Source organism: Mycobacterium sp. 236(2023) (genome assembly GCF_029623955.1).
GTDB lineage: Bacteria > Actinomycetota > Actinomycetes > Mycobacteriales > Mycobacteriaceae > Mycobacterium.
On record NZ_JARSBP010000003.1, the window covers coordinates 400,706 to 418,526 of the forward strand.

Below are 17,821 nucleotides of genomic sequence, written 5' to 3' on the forward strand. Positions count from 1 at the left end.
CGCCGCGCTGGCTAGACTGGCGCGGTGACGTCTGGGTTGACCCAAGAGGTAGACACCGTCGAGCGGGCCGCCGCCACCCCCGATCATCCGCAGCCCTTCCGGGAGCTCGGGCTCAAGGACGACGAGTACGACAGGATCCGTGAGATCCTCGGTCGCCGTCCCACCGACGCCGAGCTGGCGATGTACTCGGTGATGTGGAGCGAGCACTGCTCCTACAAGTCCTCGAAGGTGCATCTGCGCTATTTCGGTGAGACCACCACCGCGAAGATGCGCGAGACCATGCTCGCGGGCATCGGCGAGAACGCCGGCGTCGTCGACATCGGCGACGGCTGGGCCGCCACCTTCAAGGTCGAGTCCCACAACCACCCGTCCTACATCGAGCCCTACCAGGGCGCGGCGACCGGTGTCGGCGGCATCGTGCGCGACATCATGGCGATGGGCGCGCGCCCGGTGGCCGTGATGGACCAGTTGCGGTTCGGCGCCGCCGACGCACCCGACACCCGCCGCGTGCTCGACGGTGTCGTCCGCGGCGTCGGAGGGTACGGAAACTCGCTGGGCCTGCCCAACATCGGCGGCGAGACGATCTTCGACGCCAGCTACGCCGGCAACCCGCTCGTCAATGCGCTGTGCGTCGGCGTGCTGCGCAAGGAAGACCTCAAGCTGGCCTTTGCCTCGGGCGCAGGCAACAAGATCATCCTGTTCGGGGCGCGCACCGGTCTCGACGGCATCGGCGGCGTGTCCGTGCTGGCGTCGGAGACGTTCGGTGGCGACGAGGGCGGGTCATCGGGACGCAAGAAGCTCCCCAGCGTGCAGGTCGGCGACCCGTTCACCGAGAAGGTGCTCATCGAGTGCTGCCTCGAGCTCTATGCGGGCGATCTCGTGGTCGGCATCCAGGATCTCGGCGGTGCCGGATTGTCCTGTGCCACATCCGAACTCGCGTCGGCAGGCGACGGCGGCATGAAGGTGGAGCTGGAGACGGTGCCGCTGCGCGCGGCCAACATGACCCCCGCGGAGATCCTGTCGAGCGAATCGCAGGAACGGATGTGCGCCGTCGTCACCCCCGACAACGTCGACGCGTTCATGGCCGTCTGCCGCAAGTGGGACGTCCTGGCCACGGTGATCGGCGAGGTCACCGACGGCGACCGCCTCGAGATCACCTGGCACGGCGAGACCGTCGTCGACGTGCCCCCGCGCACCGTCGCTCACGAAGGTCCCGTCTACGAGCGTCCCGTTCAGCGCCCCGACAGCCAGGATGCGCTGGTCGCCGACACCACTGCGTCGCTGAAGCGGCCCACGACGGGTGACGAGCTGCGCGCCACGCTGCTCGAGCTGATCGGCAGCCCGCACCTGTGCAGCCGAGCTTTCATCACCGAGCAGTACGACCGCTACGTCCGCGGCAACACCGTGCTCGCCGAGCACGCCGACGGAGGCGTGCTGCGCGTCGACGAGGCGACCGGCCGCGGCATCGCGATCTCCACCGACGCCTCCGGGCGATACACCGCGCTCGATCCGTACACCGGCGCTCAGCTCGCGCTCGCCGAGGCGTACCGCAACGTCGCGGTCACCGGAGCCACGCCCGTAGCGGTCACCAACTGCCTGAACTTCGGCTCGCCCGAAGACCCCGGCGTCATGTGGCAGTTCTCCCAGGCTGTCCGCGGCCTCGCTGACGGTGCTGCGGCACTGGGCATTCCGGTCACCGGCGGCAACGTCAGCTTCTACAACCAGACCGGCACCACCGCGATCCTGCCGACCCCCGTGGTCGGAGTGCTGGGCGTCATCGACGATGTGAAGCGGCGGATCGGCACCGGCGTCGGCAACGAGCCCGGCGAGACGCTGATCCTGCTCGGCGACACGCATGACGAGTTCGACGGCTCGATCTGGGCGCAGGTCAGCGCCGGACACCTCGGCGGGGTACCGCCCAAGGTGGACCTGGAACGCGAACAGCTGCTCGCCGAAGTGCTGACCGCCGCGTCTCGCGACGGCCTTGTCTCAGCGGCGCACGACCTGTCCGAGGGCGGTCTCATCCAGGCCGTCGTCGAGGCGGCGCTGGCCGGCGAAACCGGTTGCCGCATCGTGCTTCCCGAAGGTTTCCAAGAAGGCACGGCGCCTTTCGTCTTCCTCTTCTCGGAGTCCGCGGGCCGGGTGCTGGTCGCGGTGCCGCGCACCGAGGAGAGCCGGTTCACCGCCATGTGCGAGGCGCGGGGGCTGCCCGCGACCCGCGTCGGAGTCGTCGACCAGGGCCCCGAAGGCGGCGAACCCGCGATCGAGGTGCAGGGCCAGTTCACGGTCACGCTGGAGGAGTTGCGGCGCACGTCGGAGGGTGTGCTGCCCGGTCTGTTCGGGTGACGCCCGGGTTTTCAAGGTGAACAACAGCGACACCGAGAAACACCCCCTCTACGTCTGGGCGTGGCGACTGCTCCGCCTGGACTTCACCGGTGTCGCTGTCGGCGCGTTGTTCTTCTGCCTGTCCCTGACCCCGTCGCTGCTGCCGCGCGACTGGCTGTTCCAGGGACTGATCGGCGGGATCAACGCCGCGATCGGCTACGGCATCGGCGTCTTCGTCGAACGCATGGCACGCCGATTCGTGCTCAGACACAGCGCGCGGTGGCCACCACCCCCGAAGGTGCTCTACGCACTCAAGACGGCCACCGTGGTCATCTCCGCGGGAGCCTGCGTGCTGATGGTGATCCCGGCGGCAGCCTGGCAGCGCCAGGTGTCGGCCCTGATGGGAATGGAGGGGCCGGGTACGGCGAGTTATCTGCGGCTTCTGATCATCGCCATTGTCGTCGCGGGGCTGTGCATCGCGACCGCGCGGGTGCTGATCGACCTCATCAAGACGATGGCCCGCTTCCTCATCAGAAAATGGCGCCTCTCCGACGAGATGGCGCTGTTCATCGGCACCGCCGTTGTCGTCGTCCTCGTCATCACATTGGTCAACGGCGTTCTCCTGCGTGGCTTCCTCGCAGGCGCCAACCGGGTCTTCCAACCGCAGAACGCCACCACCAGGGATGGTGTCGTCCAACCGGAGGAGCCCGAAAGATCGGGCAGCCCAGAGTCTTTCGCGGCATGGGACACCCTCGGATTCCAGGGGCGCAACTTCGTCGGCTCCGGGCCCCATGCCGACGAACTGGCCCGCATCAACGGCAGGCCCGCCAGGGAACCGATCCGCGCCTACGTCGGCCTTCAGACCGCCGACACCGACGAAGCGCGAATGGCCGTGCTGCTCAGCGAACTCGAACGCACCGGCGCCTTCGACCGCGAAGTTCTTGTCATCGCCCCCACGACGGGCACGGGCTGGATCAACCCGATCGCAGCGCGGTCGCTGGAGATGATGTACAACGGCGACACCGCGATCGTCGGCTCCCAGTACTCCTATCTGCCGAGCTGGATCTCGTTCCTCGGCGACCAGCAGAAGTCGATGGAGTCGGGACGGATGATGATCGACGCCGTCCACCAGCGCTGGGAGCAACTGCCGCCCGACCGGCGTCCCCGCTTGGTGCTCTACGGCGAGAGCCTGGGATCAATGGCGGGCCAGGGCGCCTTCGACTGGCTGCCCGACATCGCCCGGATGGGATTCTCCTCGGTGCTGTGGGTGGGCCCGCCGAACGCGAGTCCGCTCTGGCATGGCATCACCGTGCGCCGCGACCCCGGCACCCCGGAGGTGGAACCGCGCTACGATGACGGCCGCACCGTCCGGTTCTCCCAGGGCAACGACGCGGCACAGATCGCCGATGATTCGGCCTCGCCGTGGGACAGCCCCAGAGTGCTTTTCCTGCAACACTCTTCGGATCCGATCGTGTGGTGGTCGCAGGATCTGCTGTTCACTCGGCCCGACTGGCTCTCCGAGCCGCCGGGCCGTGACCGCACCACGTCGATGCGCTGGTACCCGATCATCACGTTCTGGCAGGTGGCCGCCGACATGACCAACGCCGCGTCGGTGCCCGGCGGGCACGGACACAATTACGGCGACTTCATCCTCGACGGCTGGGCCGGCACCGCGCCACCCGACGGCTGGACGCGCGACGACACCGAGCGGATCCGCACTGCGCTGGCCGAGACCGAATCCGAGGACGGCGACTACTAGTGCGCGACAGCGTCCGGGCGGCGGCGCTCGCCGCGGTGCTGGTCGGTTGGAGCTTCATCGCGCCGAGATTGCCGCAACGCTGGAACCCTTTGCCGCAGATGCTGTTCGGCCTGGCCGTCGTGGGACTGGAGCGGCCGCCGCTCGGCTTGCGGCCACCGCAGCTGTGGCGCGGGTTGACATGGGGGAGCGCTGCCGCAGCGCCCGTCCTGCTGGCCGTCGGCACGAGCATCGCAGTCCCGATGGTGCGAGAAGGCATGGGGGACAGGCGCCCAACCGCTCCACCCGGCCGATGGCTGCTGTTAGGCATCCCGTTCGGCACGGTGTGGCCGGAGGAGGTGACCTACCGGGGTGCCCTGGGAACGGTGTCCGGCCGGGCATTCGGCGACGCTGCGGGCCGGCTGTTCACCGCTGCGGTCTTCGGGATGTCACACATCCCCGACGCCCGAGCCAACAACGAACCGGTGCTCGGCACCGTCCTGGTCACCGGCGCGGCCGGCTGGGTGTTCTCGTGGTTGCATGCGAAGTCCGCGAGCCTGGCCGCCCCGATGCTGGCTCACCTGGCCGCCAATGAGGCGGGAGCTATTGCAGCCCTTGTGGTTTCCCGGCGACTTCGGCGTACTTCGACAACGCCAGCGTGACAAAGTACGCCGAAATCGCTAGCTCGCGCCGGCGACGTTGCGGACGTGCACGACGAGGTCGTGCGGCTCGGTCTTCTGGTCGTCGATCCCGAAGCTGATCACCTTGTGCGGCGTGACGCGAATGATGGATGCGCCGTCGACCTCGGCTTGCGCTGCGGTACCGCGGATCTCGAGGCATCGGACGCGCCACGGGTCACGCGACGTGATGTCGTCGACGACGAACGCCACCCGGTCGTTGGCGGCGAGGTTGCGGTACTTGCGGCTCTTCGCCATCTCGTAGCCGCCGATATCGATGGTCCCGAGTTCCTCGTTGTACGAGAACCCGACCGGGCTGTTCTGCGGAGTGCCGTCGGGCTGGATGGTGGCCAGCCGGCCGAGGTCCGCCTGCTTCATGAAGTCGATCTCGAACGCGGTGAAGGTCATGCGGCTGACCGTAAAACCTCAAGAACCGTTGAGGTCAAGGGTTGCTCTCCGGTGACGCCACAGGCTTTGAGAACCTAGATCATGGCCTCACGTCGCACCGCCGACCCGGCGAAGACCCGCGCCGCCGTCGAAGCGGTCGCCGATTGGCTCCGCGACGACACCATCGCCGCGCCGGGCCGCGCCGCACTCGCCGAGGCAGTGCGCATGACCGCACGGACCCTCGCCGCGATCGCCCCCGGCGCCGCCGTCGAAGTCCGGGTGCCGCCGTTCGTCGCCGTCCAGTGCATCGAAGGCCCCACGCACACGCGCGGCAACCCCCCGAACGTCGTCGAAACCGACCCGCGAACCTGGCTGTTGCTGGCCACCGGTCTCCTGACGATCGCGGACGCGGCTGCCGCCGGGGCGCTGCAGATGTCGGGTTCGCGGGCCACCGAGGTCGCAGGCGCGCTGCCTCTCGTCACACTTGCCGGCTGACGGAATGCCCAGACGATGAAACCTGGTTGTTCCCTTCACCACACCGTCGCCTGATTCCGCGTTTTGCAGTCGTTCACCGTAGACTGGGCGACGTCACCCACAGCCCCCAGGGAGCAGCCTGATCGTGACCGCCGAGCAGCCTTTTCAGGACGAGAACGAACCTAAAGAAGAGTGCGGAGTTTTCGGGGTCTGGGCGCCCGGCGAGGAGGTGGCGAAGCTCACGTACTACGGCCTCTATGCCCTACAGCACAGAGGACAGGAAGCCGCGGGCATCGCCGTCGCCGACGGATCGCAGGTCCTCGTCTTCAAGGACCTCGGGCTCGTCAGCCAGGTGTTCGACGAGCAGACGCTGGCAGCCATGCCGGGTCACGTCGCAGTCGGGCACTGCCGCTACTCCACCACCGGCTCCACCACGTGGGAGAACGCCCAGCCGGTGTTCCGCAACACCGCCGCCGGGACGGGCGTGGCCCTCGGTCACAACGGCAACCTCGTCAACACCGCCGAACTCGCGGCCCGCGCGCGCGACGAAGGCCTGATGGGCAACCGCGGCGCCGCGACCGCCACCACCGACTCCGACATCCTCGGTGCCCTGCTGGCCCACGGCGCCGCCGACTCCTCACTGGAGCAGGCCGCGCTCGAACTGCTTCCCACCGTCCGGGGCGCCTTCTGCCTCACCTTCATGGACGAGAACACCCTCTACGCGGCGCGGGACCCGTACGGGGTCCGCCCGCTGTCACTCGGTCGGCTCGACCGGGGGTGGGTCGTCGCCTCCGAAACCGCCGCGCTCGACATCGTCGGCGCCTCCTTCGTCCGCGACATCGAGCCCGGCGAGCTGCTCGCCATCGATGCCGACGGCGTCCGCTCCACCCGCTTCGCCAACCCCACGCCCAAGGGGTGCGTCTTCGAGTACGTCTACCTGGCGCGCCCGGACAGTGTCATCGGTGGTCGCTCGGTGCACGCCACCCGCGTCGACATCGGCCGCCGGCTGGCACGCGAGAAGCCCATCGACGCCGACCTCGTGATCGGCGTCCCTGAATCCGGCACCCCGGCCGCCGTCGGCTACGCGCAGGAATCGGGCATCCCCTTCGGTCAAGGCCTGATGAAGAACGCCTACGTCGGCCGCACCTTCATCCAGCCGTCGCAGACCATCCGCCAGCTCGGTATCCGGCTCAAGCTCAACCCGCTCCGGGAGGTCATCCGCGGCAAGCGGCTGATCGTCGTCGACGACTCGATCGTGCGCGGCAACACCCAGCGCGCGCTGATCCGGATGCTGCGCGAGGCCGGCGCGGTCGAGGTGCACGTGCGCATCGCCTCGCCGCCGGTGAAGTGGCCATGCTTCTACGGCATCGACTTCGCCACCCCGGCCGAGCTGATCGCCAACGCGGCGAGCAACTCCGCCGACGAGTTCGAGATGCTCGACGGGGTTCGCCGCGCGATCGGCGCCGACACGCTGGGCTACATCAGCCGCGACGGCATGATCGCGGCCACCGAACAGCCTGCGACGCGGCTCTGTTCGGCATGTTTCGACGGCAATTACCCGATCGAGCTGCCCGGGGAGACCGCGCTGGGCAAGAACGTCATCGAGCATATGCTCGCGACGGCGGCCCGCACCGGCATCCCGCTGCAGAACGAGAACGACAACGCCTCCGCACTGCGCAGGCCTTGACGGCTCGCCGTCGTGGCGCCCGTGACGGCTCGCCGTCGGCAGCCCTGAAACTTATTGCGGCTCAGTGGAACTGAACCGCAGCAGATGTCGGCGTCCACCACCGACATTGCCTTCCGAACGCAGGGCCCGTGTCACCGCGTCGCGGTAACCCGTCAGCCCGCCGGCCGGCGGCGCGATAACCGCGTCGATGTCGCGTTCGCGGCACACCGCGTCGCACTCCAGCGATTCCACGAGCGGCCGGGCCAGTCCCGACGGAATTGGCGTCACCAGACCTACCCACCAACTCGCGATGGTCGGCGTCAGGAACGGCAGCACCACCATGACCCGGCGACTCAACCCGGCGACCTCCGCGTAGCCCTGCATCGCGTCGCCGTACTCCATCACGTCGGGCCCACCGACGTCCCAGGTCCGTGACTCGCCGACCTCAGCGGTCGCCGCCTCGGCGAGGTAGTGCAGCACGTCGTCGATCGCGATCGGCTGGATTTTGTTGTGCACCCACTTCGGTGTCGTCATCACGGGAAGCCGGTCCGTCAGATGGCGGACCATCTCGAACGACGCCGAACCGGAGCCGATGACGATGCCCGCCTGCAGCACCACGGTCTCGATCCCCGACTCCAACAGGATCTCGCCGACCTCGACTCGGGACGCGAGATGGCGGGACAGGTCGGTGCCGTCAGGGTGCAGACCGCCGAGATAGACGATCCGGCGGACACCCACGGTCTTGGCAGCCTCGACCACATTGCGCGCCGAACGCTTCTCTTCATCGACGAAGTCCTTCGACGTCCCCATCGAGTGAACGAGGTAGTAGACGACGTCCATGCCGTCGAACGCCGCGGTCAGCGATGCGGCGTCCGTCAGGTCGCCTTGCGCCACCTCGACCTGGTCGCGCCACGGAGCGTCGTCGAGCTTCGCCGGGGTACGCGCCATCGCCCGCACCTTCAGACCCCGATCGAGCAACACGGGCACCAGATGACCCCCGATGTAACCCGTGGCACCGGTCACCAGGCAGCGAACATCCTCAGCAGGCATGGCGGCGGGATGTCCGTTTCAGGCCTCAGGCAAACCCGTAACCCGCCGTCGCGGGCGACGGGCGCGCGTCGAAAGCCGAAGATCGTGGCGCGCCGGTGTGCAGACCCGCGCGCTCGCGGTGCGTGCTCCGCATTCGTGCAGGGCAGGTCGTCACATCACAACCGATCCTGACGGCGATCAGCGGGCAATGCGCGGGTAGCCTTGCTCTCGATGACAAAGGGTGTTGAACGACATGGCATCGCCGAACCGCACGGCATTTCCTATGCGTCGGCAGGGGTGGACATCGAGGCCGGTGACCGCGCCGTCGAACTCTTCAAGCCACTCGCCAAGAAAGCCACCCGGCCGGAGGTGAGGGGCGGCCTCGGCGGCTTCGCCGGGCTGTTCGCGCTGCGCGGCGACTACCGCGAGCCACTGCTGGCATCGTCGACCGACGGAGTCGGCACCAAACTGGCCGTCGCCCAAGCGATGGACAAGCACGACACCGTCGGCATCGACCTCGTCGCGATGGTCGTCGACGACCTCGTGGTGTGCGGCGCCGAACCGCTCTTCCTGCAGGACTACATCGCCGTCGGGCGGACCGTCCCTGAACGCGTCGCGCAGCTCGTCTCGGGTATCGCCGACGGCTGCGTCCAGGCCGGCTGCGCGCTGCTCGGCGGGGAGACGGCCGAGCACCCCGGCCTGATGGCCCCCGACCACTACGACATCTCCGCCACCGGGGTCGGCGTCGTCGAGGCCGACAACGTGCTCGGACCTGACCGTGTGCGGCCCGGCGACGTGGTCATCGCGATGGCGTCGACCGGCCTGCACTCCAACGGCTACTCACTGGCCAGGCACGTGCTGCTTGAGATCGACCACATGAACCTGGCCGGCCACGTCGAAGAGTTCGGCCGTACCCTCGGCGAAGAACTGCTCGAACCGACCCGCATCTACGCCAAGGACTGCCTGGCGCTGGCCGCAGAAACCCAGGTGCGCACGTTCTGCCACGTCACCGGCGGTGGGCTCGCAGGAAACCTCGAACGCGTCGTCCCGCACGGGCTGGTCGCCGAACTCGACCGCGGGACGTGGACGCCCGCGCCGGTGTTCGGGATGATCGCCCAGCGCGGCCGCATCGACCGCGCCGAGATGGACAAAACGTTCAATATGGGCGTCGGCATGGTGGCCGTCGTCGCGCCGGAGGACACCGATCGCGCGTTGGCCGTGCTGACCGCCCGCCACCTGAACTGCTGGACCCTCGGAACCATCAAGAAGGGCAGCAAGGACAGTTCACGAGCAGTGCTCGTGGGCCAGCATCCCAGGTTCTAGAGAAGCTCCTCAGGACTGCGAGGAGGCGGACTCAGCGCCGCCAGTCGTCCTCGTCCGCCCAGCCGTCGTCGGACGGCGCTTCGCTGCCGTTGCGGACGTCGTCATCCGACGAGCCCGCCAGTTCACGCTGGAGTTGCGTGAAATCCGTCTGCGGCGAGCTGTACTTAAGCTCGCGTGCAACCTTGGTCTGCTTTGCCTTTGCCCGGCCGCGGCCCATGGGGGAACCCCCTCGCGCAATAACGGAGCGGCCCAATTTCTAGGCGGCTCCGATCTGAGTGTGTTTATTGTCCTGCCAACACTTTACCGTGCCTCGCGCCGTCACGCTGGCAGGCCCTGATGAACCGCCGTTTTTCGTGCCGTCCGAACTAACCGGAGCCGCCGCGCAAGCGCTCCACCGCCAGCCGTCCCGCACCCACCACGTCGGCGGGCGGTACCGAATCCGGGTCGATCGCGGCGTTCACCTGCACCTCACCGCCGGTGCTGAGCTCCGTGTCGGCCGGCAGGCCGCGTTTGACCAGAGCCAACGCGATCACGCCCTCATCGACGTGGTCGACCACAGTGCCCAACCTGCCGACGGCGCGCCCGCCTGCCAAAAGCGGATCACCGGGAGACGGCCTGTCGGTCGAACCATCGAGGTGGAGGATCACGAGCATGCGGGGTGGTTTGCCCAGGTTGTGGACCCGCGCGACGGTCTCCTGGCCGCGATAGCAGCCCTTTTCCAGGTGCACCGCACCGACGCCGGGTCCGCCAATCCAACCCACCTCGTGGGGGATGGTGCGCTCATCGGTGTCGACGCCGAGCCTGGGACGCTGCGCCGCCACCCGGTGCGCCTCGTAGGCCCAGATGCCCGCCGGTCGGACACCGGCAGCCAACAGCTTGTCGCGCCGCGCGGCGGCGTCCTCCCGCGGAGCCACGAGGTCGACCTCGATGCCGGAGCCGGGCAGCCGACGCACGAAACCACCGCCGCCCACCTCCACCGCGGTGCCTTCGCCGGGCAGCTCGGCCACCCCCAATGCCTCCAACACCCTCTCGTCGGCGACGGCCGGCCCGAGCAGCGACAACACGGCGAGCTCGGCGGGCTCGACGACCACATCGGCCCAGAACACCATCTTGCGCAGAAACGTCAGCAAGGCGTCGCCGCGCCACGATTCGGTGTCGATGACTGTGCGCCCGTCGAGCTGAGTCTGTACCCAGTGATCTTCGACACGGCCCTGTCCATCGAGGCTCAGATTCTCGGTCACCACACCGTCGGCGAGATCGCTGACGTGTTGGCTGGAGATGGTGTGCAGCCACGACTTGCGCTCGGCACCCGTCAACTTGAGCACCGCTCGATGCGAACGGTCGACGACCACCGCGCCGTCGGCCGCAGCACGTTGTTCGCCGAGCGGGTCGCCGTAGTGCCAGACGGAGCCGGCGTCGGGCCCGTCGTCGGGGGCGGGAACAGCAGACGTCAAAGCCATAGCTCAACTCTACGATTCGGCGCCAAGTGGCCGCGGCTACGCTGATGCTCCATGGCCGACCATCCGGGTGTCCTCGTCACCCTCGACGGAGGGCTGCGCGATCCGCAGTTGCCGCTGCTGCACGCCGACGATCTCGCCGCCGTGCGCGGTGACGGCATCTTCGAAACGCTGCTCGTCCGAGACGGACGCCCCTGCCTGATCGAAGCGCACCTGTCGCGGCTTTCCCACTCGGCGCACCTCGTGGATCTGCCGGAGCCGGATACGGCGCGGTGGCGCGCGGCCGTCGACGTCGCCGTCGAAGCCTGGCTGGCCGGTGGAGGCGACGACGGGGTGCTGCGGCTGGTGTACTCCCGCGGCCGCGAACACGGCTCCACCCCGACCGCGTACGCGAACATCGCCCCGGTACCGGCCCGGGTCGCCGATGTTCGTCGCAACGGCCTCGCCGCGATGACACTGGAGCGCGGTATGTCCTCCGACGGCATCGACGCAATGCCGTGGCTGCTGGCCGGCGCGAAAACCCTGTCCTATGCGGTGAACATGGCCGCACTGCGGCACGCCGAACGGCACGGGGCCGGCGACGTCGTCTTCGTCAGCACCGACGGCCACATCCTCGAGGGCCCGCGCTCCACCGTCGTCATCGCCACGACCTCGCCAGACGGCCGCACCTGCCTGCTGACCCCGCCGCCGTGGTATCCGATCCTGCGCGGCACCACGCAGCAGGCGCTGTTCGAAGTGGCCCGCAACAAGGGCTACGACTGTGACTACCAGGCCCTCACGCCCGCTGATTTGCTTGCCGCCCAAGGTGTTTGGCTGGTGTCGAGCATCACTCTGGCTGCCCGGGTGCACACGCTGGACGGGAATCGGCTCGCGGACACTCCGTTCGCCGACGACATCGCGGCGCTGGTCGATGCCGCGATCATCTGCGATCGCTGAGCGCGTAAATCGCTTGTCGCCCTGTCGAAGCGGGAGTACGGTCGCGTGTACACAGGGAAGGAGGTGGTCCGAGAAATTGATTGACTTATGGACATGTGAGGTGGCTGCGAGCTAGCAGCGCCGGGAGAGCGCTTGACGCACCTGTGCGCGCTGGCGAATTCCCCGCAGTCACCCGGCCCCCGAGCCTCTTGGTCTTGTCCGACCAGGATTACGGCTCGGGGGCCGCTCCATGTGGACCTGCACAAACTTGAGAATCTGCAATGATTCGAGCATGCCCCCGTCGTCCGTCGCAGGATGGACGGCTCGGGCTGTCTCGCTGCCTGCCTGTGTCGCCGCGCTCGTCGTCGGGGGATGCGCCTCGCCTACCGCCGTGACGACGCCGGCGCTCGACGGCAGCAAGTGCAGCAAGGAAGCCCTCGGCACCATCTACCCCGGAATCCTGACCTTCGGTGCGGACCAGCCCGTCTACCCGCCGTGGTACATGGGCGACGACCCCGCCAACGGCGAAGGATTCGAGGCTGCGCTGGCCTACGCCATTGCCGCCGAACTGCGGTTCAAGCCTGACGACGTCCGCTGGGTCCGCGTCCCGTTCAACGCCGCGCTCGAGCCGGGGGCCAAAGCGTTCGACGTCAATCTCTCCCAGTTCTCCATCACCGATCAGCGGCGCGCGGCGGTCGACTTTTCGACGCCGTACTTCGACGTGACGCAGGCGGTGGTGACCGTGCGCAGCTCACCCGCGGCGAATGCGCGGACGCTCGACGACCTTCGAGGAGTCAGGCTCGGTGCGCAGGTGGGCTCGACGAGTTACAGCGCTGCGGCGGCGCTGAGCGGCACCATCCCCGTCGCGGCGTTCAACACCAACGTCGATGCCAAGATGGCGTTGGTCGACGGCGAGATCGACGCGGTCGTCGCCGACCTGCCGACGGCGTTCTCGGTGGCCAACGAACTGAGCGGCGGCGTCATGGTCGGACAACTGCCGGGACCCGGCGGTGCCGATCAGTCCGGTGTCGAACAATTCGGCATCGTGCTCGACCACGGCAGCTCGCTGACCCGCTGCGTGTCCTGGGCGGTCGACTCGTTGCGCACCGACGGCACGTTGGCGGCGCTCCAGAAGCGCTGGCTCGCCGACGCCGGCCGCGCGCCCCTGCTCAGCTAGGTCCCGGACCCGGGCCGGGTGCCAGCGACGCGCATTCCGACATCGCGGCCTCCCAGGCCTTGCGGTCGACGCCCGCGGGCGGCTCCGTCGACGGGCCGGGAGGTGCGGGCACGCCGTGCTGACTCAGGCAGTAGGCGAAGGCGCCGTGACCGACGCTGGGTACCGCCGAGCTCGGGGTCGGCTTCTCGGCGGGTTCGGGCGGCGCGGAGCAGCCCGCCACCACTGCGGCGGCGGCGAGTGCCGTGAGGAGTCCTAGAAGACGCACTAGCCGACGAACCTCGACAGACGGGCCGACAGGTGCGGAACCAGGCCGCCATCGGCGTCGACGCGCTCCTCGACGTATGCCAGATCGCCGCCCTCGATGATTCCGTAGAGCCGCTTGGCGCCGCCGACGAGCACACCGGACTTGCTGCGGGCCAGCGCGTCGGTCACCAGCTCCCACGACGACTGGTTCAGCGGTTGTCCGTAGAACAACTCGACATAGCCGGCGGAGTGCGCCAGCAGAAGCTCGATGGCCTGGGATTCCGACGGGTCGCCCGGGTCGGCGACGAACCGCCAGAACCCCGTCTCGCGCAGGTCTGGGCTGTCATAGGCGCCGTCGGCGTCCAACCGCCACGAGCGGGCTTCCCAATTGAGGTAGTCGCGCCCGTCGTGGGACACCACGATCTGCTGACCGAATCGGTAGTCGCCGTCGGTGTCGCGGCCCTCGCCCTCACCGCGCCACACACCGACCAGCGGGAGCAGCGCCAGCAGCGCGTCGTCGAAATGCGCGCCCTCACGCAGATTGGCGGTGTCCGAAGGCAGGGGCAGATCGCCGAAAACCGGGATGTTGCGCGCGGCGGTCTCCCTGGCTCGTTCGGCAGCTGCGGCGACCGCCTCGTCGCCCGAACTCACGACTCGTCAGTGACGAGGCGGTACAGCGCGTACAGCGCGAACCACGTGATCACCACGACGGCCGCGACCAGCAGGATCTCGAAAAACAGCACCACGGGTGCAAAGTCTAACCGCCGGGCGATCAACTCTCCCGGCGGCCGTCGACGATCGTGAAAAACGCTGGTGTCAGCTGACTTTCCACTCGAATTCGGGGCAGAACGCACCGGTGGCGGCCCCGATGAAGTAGCCCGCCTGGTAGTCCGACCACGAGGTGACGCTGGTCAGATCAGCGACTTCCTGCTCGAACGAGGCGCCGTTGGACCAGTCGGTGCACACGGCCTGTCCGGTCTCGACGACCTGCGCGGTCTTGTCCGGCGGCCACGTGATGCCACCGTTGGTGATCACAGTGAGGAAATCGTCCTCCGGCGCCGCGAAGGCCGCGGGAGCACTGAAAAGAGCAGCTGCAGCAAAGGCCGCAGAAGCGGCGCACGCGATCGTGATCTTCATTGTCGGGTCCTAGGTGTTCGGTATCGCGGCAAGCCGCGAAGGTGTCGGGGTGAACCCGAGCCCTGAAGCTCGGGTTCACCCATATAGTCGCCGACAACAGCTAATCCTGCAGCGTTTTCACAGCATGATCAGCGCAACGCTCCGTGACCGGAACGTGAAATTCGGTGCCCTACGCGACCTTGACGTCGACCTCGTGAATTCCCGCACCCGACGGTGCCACGCTGGCGTCGCCGTTACCGGCCGGAGACAGCGCGCGCAGCGTCCACGATCCCGGCGCGGCGAAGAAACGGAAGTCACCGGTGGCCGACGCGACGACCTCGGCGGTGAACTCGTCCGAGCTGTCGAGCAGACGCACGAATGCGCCTCCCACAGCCTGCCCCGAGCCGTCGACGACGCGGCCGGTGATGACCGTCTCCTTCTCGAGGTCGACGCTCGCGGGCAACGTCAGTCCTTGCTTAGGTGCAGAGCACATATCAACTTCCCAACTCGATCGGGGCACCCACCAGGGAGCCGTATTCCGTCCAACTGCCGTCGTAGTTCTTGACGTTCTTGTGTCCCAGCAGCTCCTGCAGCACGAACCAGGTGTGCGACGAGCGCTCACCGATGCGGCAGTAGGCGATGGTCTCCTTCTCGCCGTCCAGGCCGGCCTCGGCGTACAGCTTGGCCAGGTCGTCGTCGGATTTGAAGGTGCCGTCGTCGTTGGCTGCCTTGCTCCACGGAACGTTGATGGCGCTGGGGATATGCCCGGGACGCTGGCTCTGCTCCTGCGGCAGGTGGGCAGGCGCGAGGATCTTGCCGGAGAACTCGTCAGGGGAGCGCACGTCGACGAGGTTCTTGGTGCCGATCGCGGCGATGACCTCGTCGCGGAACGCGCGGATGGTGTTGTCGGGATCCTTGGCGGTGTAGCTGGTTCCCGGGCGCGTCACGGCGTCCTTCGACAGCGGGCGGGCGTCGAGCTCCCACTTCTTGCGACCGCCGTCGAGCAGCTTGACGTCCTGGTGGCCGTACAGCTTGAAGTACCAATAGGCGTAGGCGGCGAACCAGTTGTTGTTGCCGCCGTAGAGGACAACGGTGTCGTCGTTGCCGATGCCGCGATCCGACAGCAGCTTCGAGAACTGCTCGGCGTCGACGAAGTCGCGCTTGACCTGATCCTGAAGATCGGTCTTCCAGTCCAGCTTGATCGCGCCGGGGATGTGCCCGGTGTCGTAGGCGCTGGTGTCCTCATCGACCTCGACGAAGACGGTCTTCGGCGCGTCGAGATTGCTCTCGGCCCAGTCAGCTGTGACCAGGACGTCGGAGCGTGCCATGTGGGAGATCCTTTCGATTGCTAACGGGTGGGGGTCAAGCGTGCGACGAGCGGATAGATCTGACAGCCGAGGCAGATACCGAAGGCTGCGTTGAGAAAAGCCGCCACGAGCGCGAGACCCGTGGCAGCCAGGCCGAGCGGTGCCAGACCGCCGGCGAAACCGATGGCGCCGACGACGGCGAAGATGAAGCCGACGAGTTGCGCGAACTTCAGGGGTGCGACCGGTTCACGTTCGGTGACGGGGCCGAGCCGAGGCGCGATGAACTTGGCGAAGATCAGGCCGTAAGGATGCTGCCGCGGTCCCAGCGTGGCACCGATCGCGAAGACGGCGGCCTGCGCGGCGAGAATCGCCGCCGCGGCGGCGGGCGCCTCGACCGACGCCAGGACCGCGACAGTCAGAACCGCGGTGGAGACCCAGGCGACGAAGCGTGGACCGCGCACGTCGACCTGCGCGGGGGCGCGGTCTTGCGTGGTGTTCGACATGGCTGTGCTTCCTGTTGTCCGTTATGGCTGGGCGCGGCAGGCCATTTGAGGCCAGTCGCAGAGTGCGGCGCGAAGAGAACGCGGCTACTCAGCAGCTGCAACAACAACAGCAACAACCCGCAACGCGGCACAGATCGACTGCGCGGCGCTTGGTGAGCACAAGCTCGAGGCGGGCTGACACGGCTGACAGCCTACCTAAAGAGGGGGTGATCAAGCCAACAGCGTCTGCAGCGCCGACCGCAGGTCAGCGGCGGTGGGCACCCCGGACGCCCGGTAACGCTGCCGACCCTCGGCGTCGAAGATGAACGTCGTGGGCAGCGAGAGCACCGAAAGCTTGCGCGCCGCCTCGGGATTGGCGTCCATGTCGATTTCCACATGGGCCACCGCGGGCAGGTCGGCACACACCTGGTCGACCACCCTGCGCACCCCGGCGCACGGGCCACACCAGACAGCACTGAAATGCAGCAGCGTCGGACCCGTCCTCGACAGGCCCAGGTTGTCGGCATCGGCGCCGTCGAGCGCCGGCCGCTCCGCGGAGTCCTCGATCCGGCCTGACCGCGACGTGATCAACCGCCCGATCACGAACGCGAGCCCGAACGCGGCGATCAACACCGCGATGACGACGATCCACGACGTGCTCATGACAAGCGGAACTCCGGCAGGTCGACGGTTACTCCCTCGGCGATGCCTTCGATGATGACGTCGGACCCGCGCGCCCCCGCAGTCGTGGGTGCGATGCCGAACGGCAGCTTCTGGCCCGGCAGTTCCGTGGTGAACGCGTCGAGCACGGCAGGCACCTGGTCCTCGGGCACCGCCTGATCGGCGGTCCCCGGTTCGGTCAGCACCCCGGTGGCGGTGATGACCAGCGTGGTGGCGTCGGGACCGGTGGTGGACACGTCGACGGCGATGCTGACCCGCTCGTCGAAGCCGGCCTTGTCGGGAGTGCCGGTGAAGACGAGCCCCGTGTTGCTGGAGATGCCCGACTCGGTCACCCCGCCCGTCGAGTCCTCGGTCTCGGCGGTCGGCGCCTCGACGAGCAGATCGGGGATTCCCATGAACCGGCCGAGGTGGGTCGAGTCGATGATGATGCGGCTTTCGAGCTTTCCGATGGTGAGGGTGGCGTCGGGGGGGATGAGCCAGGAGTCGCCGAAACTGACTGAATGCATCGTCGCTTCCAGCGACGCCTTGCCGACCACGGGGTGATCAACGCCACTGGCCTTGATCTCCACTTCGTCGTAGTGGCGGCGCTGCGCCTGCGGGATGAAGGGGAATCCCAGGATCACCACAGTGGGGTCCCAGTTCAGGTTCGCAGCGCTTCGCACGCTCCTGGCCAGGCGATATTCAGCGTAGATAGCCGCGCCGAAGTCGGTGCCGACGGCGCCGACCAGCACCACGGTGAGGGTCGCGAGGGCACTGATGACGAGCTTGCGCACCACGACATTGTTGCCGACGCCCCCCAGCTGCGGCGTTCAGCGCGGCTTAAGAGC

At 68.0% G+C, this 17,821-nt stretch carries 20 protein-coding genes; 8 read left to right on the top strand and 12 right to left on the bottom strand.

Going from position 1 to position 17,821, the window contains the following annotated elements; genetic code table 11:
- Positions 1-36: 36 nt before the first annotated feature.
- From purL to P9A17_RS13090, 3 genes are read left to right on the top strand one after another with little or no spacing between them, the layout of a single operon-like run.
- Complete coding sequence (gene purL / locus P9A17_RS13080; RefSeq protein ID WP_278039838.1) at positions 37-2,346, top strand: phosphoribosylformylglycinamidine synthase subunit PurL; 2,310 nt, start codon at positions 37-39, stop codon at positions 2,344-2,346.
- Positions 2,347-2,362: 16 nt separating this feature from the next.
- Entirely contained in the window at positions 2,363-4,084 is a 1,722-nt protein-coding gene (locus tag P9A17_RS13085; protein WP_278039072.1) for an alpha/beta hydrolase, read from the top strand.
- A complete protein-coding gene (locus tag P9A17_RS13090; protein WP_278039073.1) occupies positions 4,084-4,722 on the top strand; it encodes a CPBP family intramembrane glutamic endopeptidase in 639 nt (212 codons plus the stop codon). Before P9A17_RS13085 ends, P9A17_RS13090 begins: the two co-directional genes overlap by 1 nt.
- Before the next feature lie 18 nt (positions 4,723-4,740).
- Here P9A17_RS13090 and P9A17_RS13095 read toward each other — a convergent pair whose 3' ends face one another.
- Complete coding sequence (locus tag P9A17_RS13095; protein WP_278039074.1) at positions 4,741-5,145, bottom strand: PPOX class F420-dependent oxidoreductase; 405 nt, start codon at positions 5,143-5,145, stop codon at positions 4,741-4,743.
- Positions 5,146-5,226: 81 nt separating this feature from the next.
- Here P9A17_RS13095 and P9A17_RS13100 point away from each other — a divergent pair, with 81 nt between their 5' ends.
- Positions 5,227-5,619 carry a sterol carrier family protein gene (locus tag P9A17_RS13100; protein WP_278039075.1) on the top strand — a complete coding sequence of 131 codons (393 nt, stop codon included), beginning with the start codon at positions 5,227-5,229 and terminating at the stop codon, positions 5,617-5,619.
- A 124-nt stretch (positions 5,620-5,743) separates the two neighbouring features.
- Positions 5,744-7,285, top strand: a complete 1,542-nt coding sequence (gene purF / locus P9A17_RS13105) for an amidophosphoribosyltransferase (RefSeq protein WP_278039076.1) — start codon at positions 5,744-5,746, stop codon at positions 7,283-7,285.
- A gap of 51 nt (positions 7,286-7,336) precedes the next feature.
- On the opposite strand, the gene P9A17_RS13110 is transcribed toward purF, so the two are convergent.
- A complete protein-coding gene (locus P9A17_RS13110; protein ID WP_278039077.1) occupies positions 7,337-8,314 on the bottom strand; it encodes an NAD(P)H-binding protein in 978 nt (325 codons plus the stop codon).
- Positions 8,315-8,524: 210 nt separating this feature from the next.
- On the opposite strand from P9A17_RS13110, the gene purM reads away from it, so the two are divergent.
- On the top strand, positions 8,525-9,616 hold the full coding sequence (purM, locus tag P9A17_RS13115) for a phosphoribosylformylglycinamidine cyclo-ligase (protein ID WP_278039078.1): 1,092 nt from the start codon (positions 8,525-8,527) through the stop codon (positions 9,614-9,616).
- A gap of 31 nt (positions 9,617-9,647) precedes the next feature.
- Here the strand turns inward: purM and P9A17_RS13120 are convergent, their stop codons facing one another.
- Together P9A17_RS13120 and P9A17_RS13125 are read right to left on the bottom strand one after the other, a co-directional pair.
- Positions 9,648-9,833: a DUF3073 domain-containing protein gene (locus P9A17_RS13120; RefSeq protein WP_278039079.1), complete on the bottom strand. Its 186-nt coding sequence runs from the start codon at positions 9,831-9,833 to the stop codon at positions 9,648-9,650.
- Positions 9,834-9,981: 148 nt separating this feature from the next.
- The gene (locus P9A17_RS13125) at positions 9,982-11,076 is read right to left on the bottom strand and encodes a folate-binding protein YgfZ (RefSeq protein ID WP_278039080.1); all 1,095 of its coding nucleotides are present in this window, start codon (positions 11,074-11,076) and stop codon (positions 9,982-9,984) included.
- A gap of 51 nt (positions 11,077-11,127) precedes the next feature.
- Between P9A17_RS13125 and P9A17_RS13130 the strand changes: the two genes are divergently transcribed.
- Entirely contained in the window at positions 11,128-12,009 is an 882-nt protein-coding gene (locus P9A17_RS13130; protein WP_278039081.1) for an aminodeoxychorismate lyase, read from the top strand.
- Positions 12,010-12,280: 271 nt separating this feature from the next.
- Positions 12,281-13,165: an ABC transporter substrate-binding protein gene (locus tag P9A17_RS13135; RefSeq protein WP_278039082.1), complete on the top strand. Its 885-nt coding sequence runs from the start codon at positions 12,281-12,283 to the stop codon at positions 13,163-13,165.
- Here P9A17_RS13135 and P9A17_RS13140 read toward each other — a convergent pair.
- The 8 genes from P9A17_RS13140 to lmeA form a co-directional block, all read right to left on the bottom strand.
- Positions 13,158-13,430, bottom strand: a complete 273-nt coding sequence (locus P9A17_RS13140) for a hypothetical protein (RefSeq protein ID WP_278039083.1) — start codon at positions 13,428-13,430, stop codon at positions 13,158-13,160. The two genes, P9A17_RS13135 and P9A17_RS13140, sit on opposite strands and share 8 nt — an antisense overlap.
- Entirely contained in the window at positions 13,430-14,059 is a 630-nt protein-coding gene (locus P9A17_RS13145) for an FABP family protein (RefSeq protein ID WP_278039084.1), read from the bottom strand. Before P9A17_RS13145 ends, P9A17_RS13140 begins: the two co-directional genes overlap by 1 nt.
- Before the next feature lie 165 nt (positions 14,060-14,224).
- Positions 14,225-14,545 carry a DUF732 domain-containing protein gene (locus P9A17_RS13150; RefSeq protein ID WP_278039085.1) on the bottom strand — a complete coding sequence of 107 codons (321 nt, stop codon included), beginning with the start codon at positions 14,543-14,545 and terminating at the stop codon, positions 14,225-14,227.
- Positions 14,546-14,714: 169 nt separating this feature from the next.
- Positions 14,715-15,017, bottom strand: a complete 303-nt coding sequence (locus tag P9A17_RS13155; protein ID WP_104862358.1) for a DUF1416 domain-containing protein — start codon at positions 15,015-15,017, stop codon at positions 14,715-14,717.
- A gap of 1 nt (position 15,018) precedes the next feature.
- Complete coding sequence (locus P9A17_RS13160) at positions 15,019-15,852, bottom strand: sulfurtransferase (protein ID WP_278039086.1); 834 nt, start codon at positions 15,850-15,852, stop codon at positions 15,019-15,021.
- 20 nt (positions 15,853-15,872) lie between these two features.
- Positions 15,873-16,334, bottom strand: coding sequence for a DUF4395 domain-containing protein (locus tag P9A17_RS13165; RefSeq protein ID WP_278039087.1), 462 nt, complete (start codon positions 16,332-16,334; stop codon positions 15,873-15,875).
- Between the two features lie 210 nt (positions 16,335-16,544).
- A complete protein-coding gene (locus P9A17_RS13170) occupies positions 16,545-16,976 on the bottom strand; it encodes a thioredoxin family protein (protein ID WP_278039088.1) in 432 nt (143 codons plus the stop codon).
- Entirely contained in the window at positions 16,973-17,770 is a 798-nt protein-coding gene (gene lmeA, locus P9A17_RS13175; protein WP_278039089.1) for a mannan chain length control protein LmeA, read from the bottom strand. Before lmeA ends, P9A17_RS13170 begins: the two co-directional genes overlap by 4 nt.
- Positions 17,771-17,821 lie beyond the last annotated feature (51 nt).

Coding starts and splice junctions, on each gene's coding strand:
- P9A17_RS13155 (WP_104862358.1), bottom strand. CDS start 15,017: ATGTGCTCTGCACCTAAGCAAGGACTGACGTTGCCCGCGAGCGTCGAC.
- P9A17_RS13135 (WP_278039082.1), top strand. CDS start 12,281: ATGCCCCCGTCGTCCGTCGCAGGATGGACGGCTCGGGCTGTCTCGCTG.
- P9A17_RS13170 (WP_278039088.1), bottom strand. CDS start 16,976: ATGAGCACGTCGTGGATCGTCGTCATCGCGGTGTTGATCGCCGCGTTC.
- P9A17_RS13150 (WP_278039085.1), bottom strand. CDS start 14,545: ATGAAGATCACGATCGCGTGCGCCGCTTCTGCGGCCTTTGCTGCAGCT.
- purM (WP_278039078.1), top strand. CDS start 8,525: ATGACAAAGGGTGTTGAACGACATGGCATCGCCGAACCGCACGGCATT.
- P9A17_RS13120 (WP_278039079.1), bottom strand. CDS start 9,833: ATGGGCCGCGGCCGGGCAAAGGCAAAGCAGACCAAGGTTGCACGCGAG.
- P9A17_RS13130 (WP_278039081.1), top strand. CDS start 11,128: ATGGCCGACCATCCGGGTGTCCTCGTCACCCTCGACGGAGGGCTGCGC.
- P9A17_RS13165 (WP_278039087.1), bottom strand. CDS start 16,334: ATGTCGAACACCACGCAAGACCGCGCCCCCGCGCAGGTCGACGTGCGC.
- P9A17_RS13095 (WP_278039074.1), bottom strand. CDS start 5,145: ATGACCTTCACCGCGTTCGAGATCGACTTCATGAAGCAGGCGGACCTC.
- P9A17_RS13125 (WP_278039080.1), bottom strand. CDS start 11,076: ATGGCTTTGACGTCTGCTGTTCCCGCCCCCGACGACGGGCCCGACGCC.
- P9A17_RS13100 (WP_278039075.1), top strand. CDS start 5,227: ATGGCCTCACGTCGCACCGCCGACCCGGCGAAGACCCGCGCCGCCGTC.
- P9A17_RS13110 (WP_278039077.1), bottom strand. CDS start 8,314: ATGCCTGCTGAGGATGTTCGCTGCCTGGTGACCGGTGCCACGGGTTAC.
- P9A17_RS13160 (WP_278039086.1), bottom strand. CDS start 15,852: ATGGCACGCTCCGACGTCCTGGTCACAGCTGACTGGGCCGAGAGCAAT.